14 protein-coding genes are annotated in these 17334 nt (G+C 47.8%); 1 reads left to right on the top strand and 13 read right to left on the bottom strand.

Features of this window, described 5'->3' with window-relative positions:
- Nucleotides 1-169 precede the first annotated feature (169 nt).
- The 3 genes from JET16_RS00660 to JET16_RS00650 form a co-directional block, all read right to left on the bottom strand.
- Complete coding sequence (locus JET16_RS00660; protein ID WP_199613653.1) at nucleotides 170-1537, bottom strand: ABC transporter substrate-binding protein; 1368 nt, start codon at nucleotides 1535-1537, stop codon at nucleotides 170-172.
- Between the two features lie 339 nt (nucleotides 1538-1876).
- Nucleotides 1877-2902, bottom strand: a complete 1026-nt coding sequence (locus JET16_RS00655; protein WP_199613652.1) for a substrate-binding domain-containing protein — start codon at nucleotides 2900-2902, stop codon at nucleotides 1877-1879.
- A gap of 71 nt (nucleotides 2903-2973) precedes the next feature.
- Nucleotides 2974-4062 (bottom strand): LacI family DNA-binding transcriptional regulator, encoded by a 1089-nt coding sequence (locus JET16_RS00650; RefSeq protein WP_199613651.1) that lies wholly within the window; start codon nucleotides 4060-4062, stop codon nucleotides 2974-2976.
- Between the two features lie 372 nt (nucleotides 4063-4434).
- Between JET16_RS00650 and JET16_RS00645 the strand changes: the two genes are divergently transcribed.
- Entirely contained in the window at nucleotides 4435-5490 is a 1056-nt protein-coding gene (locus tag JET16_RS00645; protein WP_199613650.1) for a glycoside hydrolase family 5 protein, read from the top strand.
- Between the two features lie 245 nt (nucleotides 5491-5735).
- Here the strand turns inward: JET16_RS00645 and JET16_RS00640 are convergent, their stop codons facing one another.
- From JET16_RS00640 to JET16_RS00595, 10 genes are all read right to left on the bottom strand, one after another.
- Nucleotides 5736-6107, bottom strand: coding sequence for a hypothetical protein (locus JET16_RS00640; protein WP_199613649.1), 372 nt, complete (start codon nucleotides 6105-6107; stop codon nucleotides 5736-5738).
- 117 nt (nucleotides 6108-6224) lie between these two features.
- Nucleotides 6225-7658: an ABC transporter substrate-binding protein gene (locus JET16_RS00635; RefSeq protein WP_199613648.1), complete on the bottom strand. Its 1434-nt coding sequence runs from the start codon at nucleotides 7656-7658 to the stop codon at nucleotides 6225-6227.
- Nucleotides 7659-7733: 75 nt separating this feature from the next.
- Nucleotides 7734-9569, bottom strand: a complete 1836-nt coding sequence (locus JET16_RS00630; RefSeq protein WP_199613647.1) for a LysM peptidoglycan-binding domain-containing protein — start codon at nucleotides 9567-9569, stop codon at nucleotides 7734-7736.
- Between the two features lie 87 nt (nucleotides 9570-9656).
- A complete protein-coding gene (locus JET16_RS00625; RefSeq protein WP_199613646.1) occupies nucleotides 9657-11126 on the bottom strand; it encodes an alpha/beta hydrolase family protein in 1470 nt (489 codons plus the stop codon).
- Between the two features lie 166 nt (nucleotides 11127-11292).
- Complete coding sequence (locus tag JET16_RS00620) at nucleotides 11293-11475, bottom strand: hypothetical protein (RefSeq protein WP_199613645.1); 183 nt, start codon at nucleotides 11473-11475, stop codon at nucleotides 11293-11295.
- A 68-nt stretch (nucleotides 11476-11543) separates the two neighbouring features.
- Entirely contained in the window at nucleotides 11544-12368 is an 825-nt protein-coding gene (locus tag JET16_RS00615) for a helix-turn-helix domain-containing protein (RefSeq protein WP_199613644.1), read from the bottom strand.
- A gap of 382 nt (nucleotides 12369-12750) precedes the next feature.
- Nucleotides 12751-12984 (bottom strand): hypothetical protein, encoded by a 234-nt coding sequence (locus JET16_RS00610; RefSeq protein WP_199613643.1) that lies wholly within the window; start codon nucleotides 12982-12984, stop codon nucleotides 12751-12753.
- Nucleotides 12985-12990: 6 nt separating this feature from the next.
- On the bottom strand, nucleotides 12991-14205 hold the full coding sequence (locus JET16_RS00605; RefSeq protein ID WP_199613642.1) for a Ger(x)C family spore germination protein: 1215 nt from the start codon (nucleotides 14203-14205) through the stop codon (nucleotides 12991-12993).
- 43 nt (nucleotides 14206-14248) lie between these two features.
- Nucleotides 14249-15850, bottom strand: a complete 1602-nt coding sequence (locus JET16_RS00600) for a spore germination protein (RefSeq protein WP_199613641.1) — start codon at nucleotides 15848-15850, stop codon at nucleotides 14249-14251.
- 73 nt (nucleotides 15851-15923) lie between these two features.
- Complete coding sequence (locus JET16_RS00595) at nucleotides 15924-17024, bottom strand: GerAB/ArcD/ProY family transporter (protein WP_199613640.1); 1101 nt, start codon at nucleotides 17022-17024, stop codon at nucleotides 15924-15926.
- Nucleotides 17025-17334: the final 310 nt, after the last annotated feature.

Raw genomic sequence — 17334 nt, 5'->3', positions numbered from 1 at the left:
CAATATCGGCTTTATGTATCATGCGAATTTCACATAATGATCGTATCATCGGACAAAACAACCGTCAATTATTACACTAAATAATTTAGGTTTTTTGTTTTGTTGTTATGCTAAAACGATAGGGGTGCACCGGTCTGTACGGCACACCCCTTTCTCATTCGAGTCGGTTCTACTTCGAAACTTTATCCAATGCGGCTTGAGCTTGCGCTTTATATTTCTCTATCGTTGCAGTCACGGATTGATTGTTTTTGATTATATCGTCCATAATGCTATAGAACGGATAATCCGGAATGCCTTCTTCGACGGAAATCATGCCCGTGCCGTTGATGTGCTCCAAAGCCATCTTGATGTCTTCTTCGGTTTTATATCGGGACTCCAGCCAATCTTGGCCTAAATATTCTTCGGTTGGAGGCACGTCGCGCATCTCTTCGAAGATTTGATATACGATAGGCGCATCTTTCACGCCTTTCGGAATGAACCATCCGTTGAGGGCCGTATTCGCGTAAGTAAATTTCTCGTTGCCTTGCGGACCGACCGGAATCGGAACGAGACCGGCTTCGAAGGTAAGGTCGCCTACGTTCCAGTCGTACATGATGGACATAGCAACGTCCCCGTCTTTGAACGTACTCGTCTCATTCCAGTCCATCTTATTGCCCGTCTTCACCTTTACGACGTTCTCGACATTGTAAATACGGTTTACGAACTCGAGCGCTTCGACCATCTTCGGATCTGAGGAATTATCTTTGAGCGTTGCGTCGTCGACGAACGAGATGCCGTTGGCGGCTCCGAAGTGGCGAGCCATGTCAGCCGCCCAGCCGGAATATCCGTACACATCGGTTTTGCCGTCGTTGTCCGTGTCGCGCGTCGCTTGTTTTGCGACCTCGAGGAACTTCTCCCACGTCCATTCGCCATTGTTGTACAGCTCTTGCAGATCCGGAAGACCAAGCTTCTTGAACAAGTCGCGGTTATAATGCATGCCGACAACCGAAACGCCCGGCGAGTTGAAGGCATACTCGCCGCCTCCGAGCGGAGGAAGCTTCTTCACAAGCTTCTGATCGTTGTTGATGTCGCTCGTCGGGGTTGTAAATGCGTCGAGCGGAAGCACCTGGCCTTCTTTTACGGGCACGATCGCCCTCTTGTATTCCATGATCGCGATATCGGCGAGAGGTTCGCCCGCAAGCACGGTCGTCGTAAATTTATCCATGTATTCACCGAACGGAATGTTTAGGAACTCAAACTTGAAGTTATATTTCTTTTCAAGCTCCGCCATCTTCTCCAGGCGGGCTTTCTCCCCTGCCGTTTCGCCTTTCGGTTTATCGTCCCACCAAGCCGCGATACGGATGGTGCGGCCGCCAAGATCGATCGCTACCGGTTCTTCGGAAACGGGCTCTTCTTCCTCGGCCGTTTTATCGCCGCCGGTGTCGGCCGGCGCTTCGGTATTGCCGGCGTCGCCGGAATTGCTGCCGCCGCCGCCGCAAGCTGTTAGCACGAGCATAAAAACAATAAGTACAATTGTAAGCACTTTCAAGTTTTTCATTTCCTAACCTCCCGTTTATTAGTTGTACGTCTTGCCGATAGCCGACCGCGAATCGCCAGTTGAACCCGTTCGGCCGTTTACCAGCTAAGCTCCCCCTACGAAACCGCTTACAAGTACTCGCTGGAAAGTCGCTCATCACCACCGTTATGTAATGTTTTTGTCTATTACAAAACAATAATAGCATCACGACTAGTCGTCGTCAATTATATAATTTGCTAAATTTTATGTTTTTGTTATCTTTTTGTTATTTGACTGTTTGGTACCTAAAATAAACGAGCTATCCCTTAGTCATCATTTGATGACTAGAGGATAGCCCGCGAAAGTATCAATATCTTCCGGTTAAGCGGGAGGCTGGCCGGCGTAATCGTCCCTGACGATAATATCGCCGTAAATCAGTTTGCGTTCGAACGCGGAATCCCTGTTCACGATACGCCATAACATTTGGTCGACCGCCCGCATGCCCAGCAGTTCCTTGTTAACGTTGACCGTCGCCATGATCGGATATGTTTCGTTCACATTGTCAAACCCGGTGACGACGCAGGCGTCCGGAACGTTCAAGCCGCGTTTTCGAAGCTCGTCGATCAAGAAGACGGCGTTGGAGTCGTTCGCGCATACGAATACCTCCGGCAGCGCATCGAGCGGAACTTGCGGAATGAGCTTATACATATCGTTCGCCTCCGGCCCGATGAGGAGAGGATTTTGGTTCAGCTCGATGTCATGCTCTTCCAGCGTAGCCTTATAGGCGAGCCATCGCTCATAGAAGCTTTGCGCGTCACGGATATTGCCGACGAACTGAAATTTCCTGTAGCCCTTGCTCACTAGCTTGATCATCATGTCCTTCATACAGTAGAAATTATCCGTGAAAACAGTATCGCATTGGAACACCGGATCCATATGGTCGACCATAACAACCGGAATGTTCAGTTCTCCAATGTCGAGCAGAATCTGAGTCGATATTGTGCCGATCGTAACGATCCCCCGGATCGCTTCCGGCTTGAGCACGGAAAACACGTGATCGCTCGAAGGTTCGGTAAGGGTAAGAATGTCGAGTCCCTTTTGGTTCAAACGAGTCGAAATCCCGTCGAAAACCGGCCCCCAATAGAGCGATTCCCTGTTTTGGTATCGGATGTTCGGGAACAAAACGACAATCGTCCCGGACCAATGAATGCCGTTATGATCCTGCAGTTCGCCGGCAAAACGTTTTGGTTCGTTGTTTTTAAAATAACCGAGCTGCCCTGCCATCTTTAAAATCTTCTCCCTCGTCTGATCGCTAACACCGGACTTGCCGGCCAGAGCGCGGGATACGGCAAATTTGGAAACGCCTGCGAGATCCGCGATCTCCTGAATCGTCACTTTTCCCCTCATGCACCTCATCCAATCGATAAAAATGATGTTCGCTTCATTTGTCCAGCTATCTCTTAATATTCAACTATCTTTTAACAATTTTCAACATTAATCGACATATCGGCTATCTTTCTTATTTTGGGAATGGAGGTCGACTCTCGATTTACGATCTCCGCTGGAACATATATTTTCTCCGGAGGCGCTTCGCGAAACCGCGTTCTCCAAAGCAGCATTTGAACGGCGCGAATTCCGAGCCATTGCTTCGGTACATCGATCGTTGTCAGCATAGGGGTGAATTTGGCGCACTCTTCGATGTTGTCAAAACCGGTTACCGAGCAATCGGAAGGAACGCTCAGACCCAGACTGCGCAACGCTTCAATCGTCATCATGGCAATTTTGTCGCATGCGCAAACGAACGCGCCAGGGAGCGCATCGCGTTGAACTAGTCCGGATATGATCCCGACCAATTCTTCGAAGTTGTGAAAGCTGCTCTCGCTAAGCCGAATAAGGCCTTGTTCCGGACTATACGGGATGCCGTGCTCTTCCAAAGAAGAACGAAACCCTAACCACCGGTCATAAAAGCTTCTGGCATAGCGAACGTCTCCCACAAATTGCAAGGATCGATGACCGGCACCGATTAATTGATCGGTTAATCGGCGAACGGAATTAAAATTATCGGTAAACAGACAGTCCGTCTCCGCATCCGAGGAAGTTTCATTATCGATCGTTATTAGCGGCAACCCCCATCTTCCAAGCTCCGACAGCAACGCGTTGCTCACAGGTCCGACGCTGATTGTGCCGTCAATGCTTGCCGGATTAATAACATTTATCGCATTGTCGCCGACAAGCTCCGTAATAGCCACCATATCCAAACCGTTATTTGTCAGTTCATGTGTTATCCCTTCCACAATAGGCGCCCAGTACGAAGACTCCTGCGTCTGAAAGCGCACATCGGGAAACAATACCACAACAACTCCTGTGGAGGATGCTTTTGATATTGCCGGTGCCTGTTTAAACCTATCATGCTTCCGTGAAAAATATCCGAGTTGCTTGGCTGCTTTAAAGATGCGTTCTCTAGTTTTCACACTCACGCCGGCTTTGCCGGAGAGAGCTTTGGAGACTGCAAATTTCGAGACCCCGAGATGGTCGGCAATTTGTTGCATCGTCACTTTTTTTGTCAACCGTTATCACTCCAATTTTGTCAACGCAAGAACACGCATTTAAATATGTTAGGTTTTTGTTAGGCATTTCTACTATAATGGGTAATTTACTCCACGTCAACATTGGGGTTAGTTAATGCAACATAAAGTTATACATAACAATATTTGTTATTTTTCGTGTTATCTATAAAGCGGTGTATACCAAAAAGGAGCGCTCGAAAGTTATTTACAAATTATGTTGGATGCGCTTACAATAATGTGGAAGGTGAATATTGGCATAGCGGGGTGGCGGTATTGAGAATCTTGAAACAGTACCTTCCTTTGCAGTCGTTCATTTTGATACTGTTGTTATTAACTTCCTGTTTCCCCGCTGACTCCGTAAAGGAGAGTGACATGATGCCGGATCCTTTCTTGCAGGCTGACAAGCTAGGCAAAGGCATAAATCTGGGAAATGCGCTGGAGGCACCTGTCGAAGGACAATGGGGTGTTACGCTGCAGGAATCGTACTTTAAAATTATCAAAGAAGGCGGTTTCGACACGGTTCGCGTCCCGATCAAATGGTCATCCCATGCCGCAACTGAACCCCCTTACACAATAGAAGAGGCGTTCGCCGAACGGATCGACTGGGTTATAGACCAGGCCCAATCACAAGGATTAAACGTTGTAATCAATGTACATCATTATGATGAATTGTTCGACTCACCCGAAGCTCATAAGGATCGGTTTATCGGCATATGGAGACAAATCGCCGGCCGATATAAAGATCGCCCCCTCTCTCTTTACTTTGAACCGTTGAATGAGCCGCACGGGAACCTTTCCTGGCGCGCTTGGAACGATCTACTGGCGGACACGATTGCCGAAATCCGTATGACGGACACGCGCCGGACGCTTATTATCGGCACGTCCGATTGGGGCGGAATACGCGGATTGACAAGCTTATCCGTACCCGAGGAAGAGAAGAATGCGATTGTTACATTTCATTATTACGATCCGTACCTATACACTCATCAAGGGGCCGAATGGGGCGGTCCGGAGGTCGGCACTACGGGAGTAACATGGCCCGGACCTCCCGATTCTCAGGTAACGCCCGCGGATGCCGCCATCAAGATTGATTGGGTAAAGCGTTGGTTTGAAGACTATCATTCATTGTCTCCCGATAAAAATCCGGCCGGTCCCGAACAAGTCGTCCGGGATTTCGATAAAGCGGCCGCATGGGCGAAGGAAAACGATCGCCCATTGTGGCTGGGAGAATTCGGCGCTTATTCGAAGTCGGATATGGCATCTCGTGTGAAATGGACGGAATTTGTCCGAAGCGAAGCCGAGAAGAGAAATATTCCGTGGGCTTACTGGGAGTTCGCCGCTGGGTTCGGCGTGTATGACAGGCAGCTGGGTAATTGGAGAACCGAGCTTCATAAAGCGTTAATCGGCGGCGTAACCGTAACCGAATAATTCAGCGGCGGCACGCCGGCGCAATTACGAAACCACCGGAAGCAAGACGGTAAATCAATGACTACTCACCGTTGGAATTATTTCGATCGCATTTTCACCAGGTTGTAAACACTTGCTTGATTTGATTGCCGTCGTAGCGGACGCCCGTTTGCGTGAGCAGGTTGGATTATCCATCGGGACGATGGAGAATAGTATGTTTTTGTTTTGATGGAGGACGTAGCCCAAGCAAAGGCGCGGGAGGGAAGTTATCCCTTAAGCTGCTTTCTTGACGACAGTATCGTTAGAACTTCTCGTTGGCGCGTATCGCTATTTAACATACCTAGTTGCTTCAACAGGCCCAATCTCGCTTGTTCCGTTCCGGCACAACGTGGTTCATCCGTGAACCACCGTGTTTCACTCTGGAACAAGCGTGCCGCGCACTCCGCCTCTTGTTCCATTCCGGCACAACGTGGTTCATCCTTGAACCACCGTGTTTCACTCTGGAACAAGCGTGCCGCGCACTGCGCCTCTTGTTCCATTCCGACACTGTGGTTCATCCGTGAACCACCGTGTTTCACTCTGGAACAAGCGTGCCGCGCACTCCGCCTCTTGTTCCATTCCGGCACAACGTGATTCATCCGTGAACCACCGTGTTTCACTCTGGAACAGGACGGGCGGCGGGATGCAACTAGACGATAAAGCTGACAGACTAACAAATGAGACCGGGAGCGCCAGTTCTCCCGGTCTCAAAACATTCAAGCGCCGGCTTCGGAACCTTCACCGCTTTCCTCGCCGCTCTTCTCCACATTCTCAATCGCTTTGTCAAGCACGGCCTGTAATTCAGTTTCCATCAAACGCAATGCTTCCTCGATAGTTACTTCTTCTTTGACCAACGCGTCCCAATGTTTAGGCAAAATCTTATCCGACTCTTCGAAAAACGATCTCGGAAGCTCGCCGTAATCGGCATACGTATCTTTCGTGCTCGGCTTTAAGCTGTAGAAAGCCTCCATATGTTTCCCTTCATCGTTCCGAATATGTTCCGTTCGCACGGGAAGCCCGCCGAATATCGGAGAGCGGGCCGTAATCTTGGCCATCGTGTCCGAGTTGACGTACTTCACAAACTCCCATGCGGCGCGAAGATTGGCCGATTTTGCGTTAATGCTGAAAATATCCGACAAATTAAAATAGTTCGTTTCCGTAGGATTGTCGGGATGCACCGGGATCGTGACCACATCCCATTCGTATGCGGACTTCTCCCCGAACCGGTCTTTCGCCTCCTTCAGTTGGTTCATATACCAGGAGCCTGTCATCTTCATAGCAAGCCGGCCGGTCAAGAAGGGATCCCTGCGCAAATGATTGTCATATGTTTCCCCCTGTTTCGGGTTAAACGGCTTCTCCACGTATATTGCTTTCGAACGTTGGAAGCGCAGCGCAGTTTCCGCAGCCTGCTTCCAAGAATCCGTATTCAGCGTTACCTTCTTGTTTGCGGTATCCAAATAGGAAAGACCTTGATCCATGCCAAAGCGTAAAAAGTAATAGTATGTAGAACCACCGAATGCTTCCAAACCGTAAACGCGCTCTTCTTCGGACCCGTCCACCGGAAACCGTTCCGCCAGCTGCAGCGTCTCTTCCCACGTCATGCCGTCTTTCGGCAGCGGTACGCCGTGCTCCTCGAACAATGACTTATTATAATATATTACATAGCTTGAAAAGGTCGGCGCCAAACCGAACAGCTTCCCATCCCCATGCCGGCGTATTTTCTCAATGGCGGACGGAAGTATTCCCTTAAGCGCGAATCCGTCCTGTTCCATGACGGGATCAAGCTCGTACAGCATCCCCTCTTTAATAAGGGGCTCTAACAAATAATCGTCTAACAACAGGACATCCGGTTGCTCTTTCTCAATTAGCTCTTTCATCGCTTCGGACCGGTCTTTATCGGGGCTGTACAAGCCTCTAGTAGATACGACCTCGATATCGATATTCGGATGCTGAGCGATGAACAAGTTTCCGAAATGCTGATAAAATATGTTCTCGTCCCAATAAGTTACCTTGATCGTCACCTCTTCTCCCTCGGCCAATGGCGCGAGCACTTGTTTGGGAGCGCCTCCGCTCGAACAAGCGACGAGCATCGAAAACGCAAGAACTGCAATAATCCTCAACTTGGCACGCTTCAACACTATTCGTTTCAATTACTTTCCACTCCTAAAACGGCAGTATGTATGTCCTATACTACTAACGTACTAGGCATGGAAAAGGTTCACAATTTATGGAAAATTTTTTGTATTTAAAAATGTTAATGTTGCAGAGATTTCGTTAATATGCATTTGATCGGCCCATAAGATGAAGTAGTTGTACGTCTGCCCTTCAATAACAACCGGCCGGGGATACCGGACGATGAGAGCCGCTTGGCCCCGCATTTCGGCAGGTTGGTCCGGTGACGGGAAAATATAGCAAGCCTCCTGGCCCCGTATGACCGCAGGAGATATTCGCGGCTGCGACCCGTACGGCCTTAAAGGGTGAAACGCTTCATTCCGGCAAACCTCTTGGATGTCCGATCCGGCTGATATAGCGGATATTTGGAAAAATCCGTCCGGTCCTTCATACCTCTCATCCGTTACCCTCCGCCAATGTGCCGGATACTCAAATGAAACTTTGTATACCGGATTGGTATATGTTTTCTTAGGTAAACCGGCGATCGGTTGCGGTGACCATTGGACAGCCGTAATCCTTCCACCTGCAAGAAGGCGTATGGGAACAGGATGAGACGTATCGAATAACCATATCTCGCTCGCAAAGCCTCCGCCGTTGCAGCCGGAAAGATACACGACCTTCTTGGCGTCCGGAGACCAATCGACGGGAGTGGCGAAGCAATCGGAGATCGCCCAAGTGCTGTCGTTTTCTCCGCGGCTCCCGGCAATTCGTATAAGCGAGAAGTACCCTCTGTCTTCGAAAGCCGTTGCACTGTAAGCAATTCTTGTCGAGTCGGGCGACCATGCGGGAAAATAATTTTTGGCAAGCGGTCCGCCCGGAACCTCGAAATCGTTGCCGGTATCGATTTCTACGGTATGAATGATTGAAATGCTTACTCCAGGCGTAGTATATAGCGCAAAATAACCGTCGGGAGAAATCCGAATGTTATGAAGCAGCCCGCCCGTGTTCCTGGTGATCTGCCTCTTGCCGGTTCCGTCGGTGCGTATGCGGAACAGCTGGCTCGTTCCCGATTCATCGGGCGCTTCGAAGAGCAGTTCGTCGCCGATTGGGAACCATTGCACTTCCGAGACGCCCGGCTGCGGTATCGTACGAGACCGGTGTGCAACAATATCGTACAGTACGATCGCGTCTTGTTTTACATACGCCAATGTCCGGTTATCCGCCGACCAGTCAAGCCCGGGCGGAGGCAATTCTCCCACTTGATCTATGCTGGCAACGGCGCCGGTATTGACATCAATTACAAAAATAATCCGGTTCCTTCCGATGAAAGCGATCGTTCTGCTATCCGGTGACCAAACAGGTACGGAAAAAGTATCGGCCAATCCGTATGTAAGACGTATAACGGCACCATTCCGGGGGTTGTACAACCATATATCGAACTCTCCTGCTGCGTCCGTCGTATAAGCTATCAGACCCCCGTCACCCGGCGGGGCGTATGGGATGGCGAGCCTCATACCGGGCGTAATCGAAACAGTAGGAAGCCTATTCAACCGTTGGATCAATTCAGGCGCCGCCTGCCCCCCGCTTATTACGTTATACCGGTGAGCAATTTCAAACAGCGTATCCCCCGGCTGAACGACATAATACGGTACACCCGGAGGAACTTTGAGAAGTTGACCGGGATAAATGACGTACGGCGGTTGAAGACGGTTCGCCTCTATAATCACCGATGCGGGAACTCCGAAAGATTGAGAAATCCGGTATACCGAATCCCCCGGCTCAACTCTCACCCTATCCACTCCAGGCGGAACCGATAGCTGTTGCCCGACAAAAATCGTGTACGGCGGAGTCAAATTGTTCGCCGCAATCAAAGATTGGATCGGCAGTTCCCATCTTCTTGCAATCAGAAATAACGAATCGCCGGCTCGAACCGTATAAAACAGCTGCATTTTCCTACCCCCTCGAATCAGCCTTATTAATCTTTATGCCGACTATTGGGCTGGCAGGGCATCTTTAGCAAAAAATCACTTTTCGGCTTACTCGATTCGCGCTGTTTGAAACGAATAGTCGTTTCCGTGATAATCGGTCAACCGATTCTGCTTTAGTTTCAGGTAATGGTCGAAAAACGCCACCGTATACAGGTTGATTATATTGTGCTGCGTTTTCGGGGATACTCCGTCCGTTAAGGCAAGATATGGGCTCCACAAATAATAGTCCGAAAAACTCATATGTTTTGCGCCATGCAGCGTAAGGATATGTGCATGTTCGTAAATGCTCTTTCTCCTATCGGCAATCGTAGTTTTGAGCTGCTCGAACTGTTCAGCCGTAATCCCTAACTGTTCGAGAATATCCTTCGGCGGTGGGGGCAGACGAAGCCCTTCTTCCCATCGATCGTCGTCCGTATTCATGTACAATAGCGGTTTATGTAATCCTTCTGCAGGAAAATCGCTGCCGAACAGCGTACCGTCCATATTGATACCAGCCTTTATTCTGCCTTCGAGGACAAGCAGTTGCACCGCTTCCGCTCCCCCGAATGAATGTCCCACCGCACCTATGCGCTCCAGGTCCATTTTTCCGGTTAACAACCCGTAGCGGTCTTTACCGTTGATTGTAATCAACTCGTTGACTACAAATCTGGAATCCGGCACCCAGACGTCCCTAATGAATTTATCGGAACCTTCGATGTCGAGCATGTTGGGCGTGTTTTTGTCAAGAAGCGCCGACCTTCCATCCGGAAACACCGTCGCAATCGAATGATACGGATGGTCTACACCTACGACTATGTAACCGTGGCTGGCCAGTTCCTCCACCAGGAACGTATTGGTCTCGCGCATTCCCGGGAACCCATGTAAAAATAAAACAACCGGATACTTCCTTTCCCGATCGTCAACTTCAAGTCTGGAGTAAGAGTTCGTTTTTACTTGCCGTAAATGCGTAAATAATAAATCCGGTATTCCGTACTGTCCGGAAAGCGCCTTGCCCATCTCTGACCAACGGTCGATATATGGCGAACGGTCTGCTTTATTGTTGGGAGTAAGAGCCGGGTACCAAACGGTAATCATCAACTCCCTCCGATCGCCGGGCAAGTCCGTCAATATCTCTTCCCGATTATTGTCGATCAGATGGTAGGATACTTTCCCGACGGAATATTGTCCGGAAGGAGAATCAAATTCAAATACGGGCAGCACAATCGGAAGAAGCAAGGCTATCCCGCCGTACAAGCATGATACAGTTGCAACGAAAGTCTTAGCGATCCAAAACCGGGCCGTACGTCTCACGAACGAAGTGTTTCGTAATAATATGACGATTGCCGCTGCCGGCGAGAAACTATATGCGGGTACCATCTGCCATCTCAATCCCTCGAATAAGAGATGGAACGCCAACGAAACAAAGGTACTTGCCGCAAGCAACCGTCCTGTCCATGTACGAAGCGGTTTGCGTGAAAACAAAATATAAACCCATCCGATCATGCTAAGTCCTAAGAAAATGATTTCTCCCGTTCTCACTTATATTTCCTTCCTTCATTGGTATCAAATCCATTCAATTATAATGACCATTTATAAAATCGGCTGATAAAAAAATGTGATTTTTATGTAAAATCAGTTTGTTCAAATCCAAATAGGGAGAAACTCCAACGGTTTCTCCCTATTTGATCCATTTATTCGATAACTTCTATTTCCCCAACAGCGAACGGACACCCCGCACAATGAATGCGGTTGCAAATACAATCATCGATACGGCGCCGACAATATCAAAGATCGGTTCCAAACTGGACAATACTGTTCCCGAAACTTCGGTTTGAATCAAGGTGTAACCGCCTATGATCCCTCCCAAATAGGTCAGAAATTTATCCATTTGTCCCACCTCCTATTATTTTCTGTAAGCATAATATGCTTTAGAAAAAGAGAAGGTTCGGACAAAGTTCACACGAAGCGCATGACAAGCCTGTTTAACGTATCTCTGTGGATGAAAGGCGCCAATCCGGTCAGTAATTCAGGGTTCAGATTTTCCAATTCGATTTGCTCAACTAGCTTATCGATATTGTCTTGACCGAGAAACGGGGCCAATCCTATCAGACGCGATGCATCGATATTTCCGTCAACGACCCGTTGAACAAGGTTGGTCAACGTCTCTTTCCCCACGAAGGGAGCCAATCTCTGGACAACATCCCAATTCAGGCTGCCGGCCCCCGCATGATTCAACAACCGGTCGAGATGCTCCTTATCGAGGAACGGCGCAATGCCGGATATTGTATCAGCGTCCAATTCACCTTCTATCAATCTGTTTACGAGATTACTTAGGGTTTCTTTTCCTAGGAAGGGAGCCAGCCCGACGATGTGATGAATCGTAATCCGGTGTTGATCCAAACGTTCAGTCACTTGATTAAGAACGCTTGATTTTAACACAGGAGCCAATTCCACAAGCTCTTCCACTTCAATTTTGCCTTCATTAACGGCGTCGGCAAATTGCTCCGGTCGGTTTTCCGCCAGACCTTCGACAGCGGCGCCGACTCCCTCATCGTTAGCAGCATCTTCCGCTTCTCCTCCGCTTAACAATGCATCAACCGTAATATTAAACATCTTTGCCAGCTTCGGGATGATTCCGATATCCGGCAGGGATTCGCCCCGTTCCCATTTGGAAACAGCTTGGTGGCTCACGTTCAATTGATCGGCAAGCTCCACTTGAGTCATGTCTTTGCTCTTTCGCAATTCCGATATGAATGCGCCTATTTTCCTAACATCAATCATGCTTTCTTCCTCCTCGAAAGATTGGATTTATACCAGAGCGCGCTATGATACATCCAACTTATCATCAATCCAACACGTTTCCAATCAATTGCCGGTTGCAGCGCAATAACTCCCGTATTCAACTTATGGTTGAACAGTTTTTATATTCTTGCCTCATCCGCACCCGTACTAAAATGTAAACCTTTTCAATATATTTTAAATAACTTAGACAGAAGTCTAAGATTATATTGGAGGGATTTGTATGGTTGCTGACGAAAATGAAATCTCACCTTCTGACGAAGCAACGGTAGAGGCGGCGGAAGAGGCAGTCGAGGAAGAAACCGGAGAAGACGAGGAAGCAGCCGAATAAAAGAAACGGGGCTGGGCCAGTGGCCTAGCCCTTTCATTTCAATAAATATTGAATCGCGTCGCTTGCAGGTTTATATACGAAAGTGATCCAATCCAAAGGATTAGGTAAAGTCACATGAAGACTCTGGAGAATGGCGGTTGTCGTTCCGAACAGGAGAAGAATAAAAAAAACCGTCAGATCTCTCTTGAGCTTCTTCTTCAACATCGCAGGAACTTCGATAATCGCGATGATAACGGCAGCTGCAATAATAAAGGCAATTCCGGACACGGATATTCACTCCTTTGGTTTGCCTTCCAGCGGTTGCATAATCGTACCTAATCGACGTATGTTTACATCAATCTTGGTATTTACTTTTACATCTGCAAAATGATCATCCCAGCCATTCTTCAGTTTTTTCCAAGCTCTGGGGTCAGCTCTGTGGATCGCTTCGCCGAAGCCGAAAATATCGGAACGAAATTCTTGAGCTTTCTTAATCGCCTGTTTCATAAACTTGTCGATTTTTTCTTCCTCTTTACTCTGCAATTCATAAATCGTTCCCTGTTTCATGAGATCGATTTTACATTCAACGTCCGCCACATTTTCTTCGGTTCTGACCTCGATTTCGATCTGCGGTTGACCGTTCACGACTTTCCCTTTCATTTGCGTTTCCGATTGAATTACCTCAAGTACCAGTTTACCTCCATCCGGACAGGAAACGGATTTTACGGTATTCTTAATTTTCCCTTGAATGAAGTTATAGCCCAAGGTTTCATCACTGTTTAACCAGCCGGACATCTTATCCTCATTAAAAACCGCCATACCTTGGAACTTTATAACCGAAATCGGTTTCATTTTCTCTGCGTTTGTTTTCGTTTCCGATTGTTCCGAATCTTTTCGGCCTGTAAGAACTACGCCTGTGAGCAGCGGTTGTTTTCCTGCCGCTTTCAAATCTTCAATCAACTCGTCCAATGTTACTTTCGCTACCCCCGCCCACGCTTCTTCCGCGGTTTCAAGCGATGCGAACATATTGTTGGCAGGGATAATTTCTTGAGGGGTGCTATACACACGTAATATTTTTTCAGCCGATACCCCATTGGCGATTACTATGTAGAAATCCGTACGAAATTCCGGACCCCTGGACATAAAATCCAGAATTTTTCGGATTCCTTCTTTGGCGATATCTTCATCGATGACAAGCATTCTTAAATGTGCCACATATATTCTCCTTGGCGATTTGACCGTCATTCTTCGAAGCGCCTCAAAGATCGTATCCGCCGTTGCCGTAATCGTGGTAGTCGGGGCTCCCAATCCTCCTCCGCCTTTTTTATTTCCCGAAGCAACTTCGCTTGGATTGACGACTTGCGCCGTGACCTGATATCGGTCGCCTTTCTTGTCGATTCCGAGAGCAACCGCGATCGCCAACTCATCCAATTCCCTCCGGCTCCAACAAGCTGTCATTACGGATAGGAAAACAAGGATAATTAAAACCAATCCGACAGTTCGTCTCATTATGACCTCCCCTGATGTTCAAAACATTTTTCTCGGCAAGGCGTCACTTTCCGCGTTCCGGCGACGGCGGGTCGGTATTTTCCCGAATAATGTTTTTTTGGCTGATCAACCGCGGCCGGGAAGAAAGACTCCATAATGGAAAACGGAAAATGGCATCCCTTTGGTCTGTGGCTATGAACGGAGCAAACGGAGACATGTACGGAACACCAAAGGAACGCAAACTGCATAAATGCAATATGAGCGCGATCAATCCGATCGTGATTCCATATAAGCCGAACGATGCTGCAAGTCCCATGAGCGGGAAACGCAGCATCCTTATTGAAATGGCCATGTTGAAAGCCGGAAAGACGAAGTTTGATATGGCAGTAATTGCAACGACAATGACCATGGCGGCCGAAACTAATCCCGCTTCGACAGCCGCCTGTCCGATGACGAGCGTCCCCACGATGGAAACGGATTGACCGATCGCACGGGGCATTCTAACCCCGGCTTCCCGCAATATTTCAAATGTGATCTCCATGAGCAGCGCCTCGACGAAAGCCGGGAAAGGCACTCCCTCCCGTTGCGCTGCTAACCCGATCAAGAGTCCCGAGGGCAGAAGCTCTTGATGAAAGGTGGTGATCGCAATGTAAAGCGACGGCGCCATCAAAGCGATAAAAAAACATATGTAACGCACAATTCTCAGAACGCTGGCGAAATCCGCACGCTGGTAATAATCTTCACTGGCCTGAAAAAACTGGGCGAATAGCGCTGGTACCAACAGCACAAATGGAGTGCCGTCCACCAGAATCGCAACGCGTCCTTCCAACAAGCCGCTTGCAATCGTATCCGGACGCTCCGAGTGGAAAACCGTAGGAAAAGGCGTAAAGGTATCGTCTTGAATCAGTTCCTCAATATTCCCGCTCTCCAATATACCGTCAATTTGTATTCGTTGCAGTCTCGTACGAACCTCTTGCAGCACCTCGTCATTGACAATACCTTTGATGTACATGAGGGCGACGTCTGTCTTCGTGACACGGCCGACTTGCATCGATTCCAGCCAAAGATTTGAATCTTTGATTTTCCGGCGGATAAGAGCGGTGTTCGTACGAAGAGATTCCGAGAAACCTTCTCTCGGTCCCCGGACGACCGTCTGCGAGGAAGGCTCCGTTACGCCTCTGTCCTTCCATCCCTTCGTTCCGCTAACAATACCAACGCTTTGTCCATCGATTAAAATTGCCGTATCCCCTGAAAGTACGGCATTTAATATCATTTCGAAGTCAGTGGCTTCCTTGATCTCGCCAATGGCTAAAGATGAACTTTTTATACGTTTCAAAACATCTTGCCCGAATGGTTCTTCGCCTATATGCAACCCGTTTTCTTTAGCGTCAAACATGAACGATTCCAATATGAAGTCGGAGATCGCCTTGCTGTCGGCCAAACCGTCCGTGTAGATGACAGCAGCCTTCAATTGCCCGGAATCGCCTATTTCGAACTCCCGGATGATTACATCACCGCTATTCCCCGTCGCCTGCTTTACCTTCTGCAAATTTGCCGCGAGCGAAGCTTCAATCGGTTCCTTACCCTGCGGGCTTTGCGGTTGTATGGTTGGCTTTAATGGCGGTTGCTTTGATGTTTTCTTGAACATTTTGATAAAGCTGCTCATATGATGAACCTCGACTAAAGCTAAATGTTTAGGATATTGTTTCCTCCAATGGCAAAATAAATCCCCATCAAGTTCACGATTTCGTATTCTTTCTTCTCCGGAGAGCATCTATCACGAGTAAAATGCACGGCATTAGCAAGCCAAACGTCATCACAAAAGGGATCCAAACCATAGAATCGAACTTTGCCGCATAAACGACATTCGGATATACAACAAGAGAATATACGACTAAAATCATTCCGCAAGGCAAAACCAGCGGTCGGTAATCTGAAAGATTGCATACTTGTGCGATCCCTACTACAAATCCGTAAAAGTAAAATGTTGTTTTGTAATACACCGTAATAAACCAAATCGCCGCTATAAGAACTTCGACCCGTTGGAAAAACTGCCCAATGTTTATAATTTTGGCTAAAGCATAGCTGGGATACAAATGGTTTGCCGTTAAATCGGCTCCAAGTACCGTAATGCACAAAAATGTAATGACTACAAAATAAATACCTCCTGTCAATGTCGCATTAATAAAGACTTTTCTTGCTTTTTGATTGTCGTTAACATTCACCGGGAATATCATGAACAGCACGATGAACGGGAGCGAAGCGGTACCGGTTACAGACAACGCGGCATATAATAACTGTTTGCCCCCAGCCTCAAAGACGGGCTGCACTTTATATAATTGGATCTCCGGCAATAGAGACACCGCCAAAACAAAAAATATTGCAAACACCCAAGGGAATAATATTTCTCCCGCACGAGCCAATGTTTCAAGTCCGAGGCGCAAACCCATTACAACAATCATTGCATATAACACGTTGATCGCTTGTATCGGCGTTTCGGACATCACTTCCGTCGTAATAAAATTACCCATATAAAATAATACGGTTGCAGCACCGATAAACGAAAAGAAAATAAAAAAAAGGGAAACCAGCTTTCCCAGCCATTTCCCCAAAATTTTTTCACTATACTGAACCAAAGTCATATCGGGAAAGCGGCGGCTCAGATTGTTATAGAACAAAACCAATAACATATTGAGTCCCAATCCGAGTATGGATGCAATCCAAGCATCCTGTCGAGTTAATGTGGCAAGACCCGATGGGATAATTAAGATTGTAGTGCCGATGGTATACAAAATGACAAGAACGCCAAATTGACGTACGGATATGTTTTCAACTTTCAATTTCTACTCACCGTCTACTTCAATTGAGGATATAAGTATTCATTCCCAACTTTTAATTATCACAACCGTATTTACTTAATCGGTGAACATTCCAGACAGTATTACGCCTATCGTGATCATTATTGATGAAGCTATGTTCTTCGATCCTTGGCGTTCTTGAAGAATAAACACACCCATTAACGTACCGAATACGGTCCCTATTTCCCTCATTGGCGCCAACAAAGAAACTTGCCCGAAGGATAACGCCAATAAAAATGATAGCCAGATTGTTCATGTTGTTGCCATTTAGGACATAGCGAATATAAAGCGT

Source organism: Paenibacillus alkalitolerans, assembly GCF_016482785.1.
In the GTDB taxonomy this organism is placed as follows: domain Bacteria; phylum Bacillota; class Bacilli; order Paenibacillales; family YIM-B00363; genus Paenibacillus_AE; species Paenibacillus_AE alkalitolerans.
The sequence above is the reverse complement of the archived record's forward strand: the minus strand, read 5'-3'. Positions and strand labels throughout refer to the sequence as shown.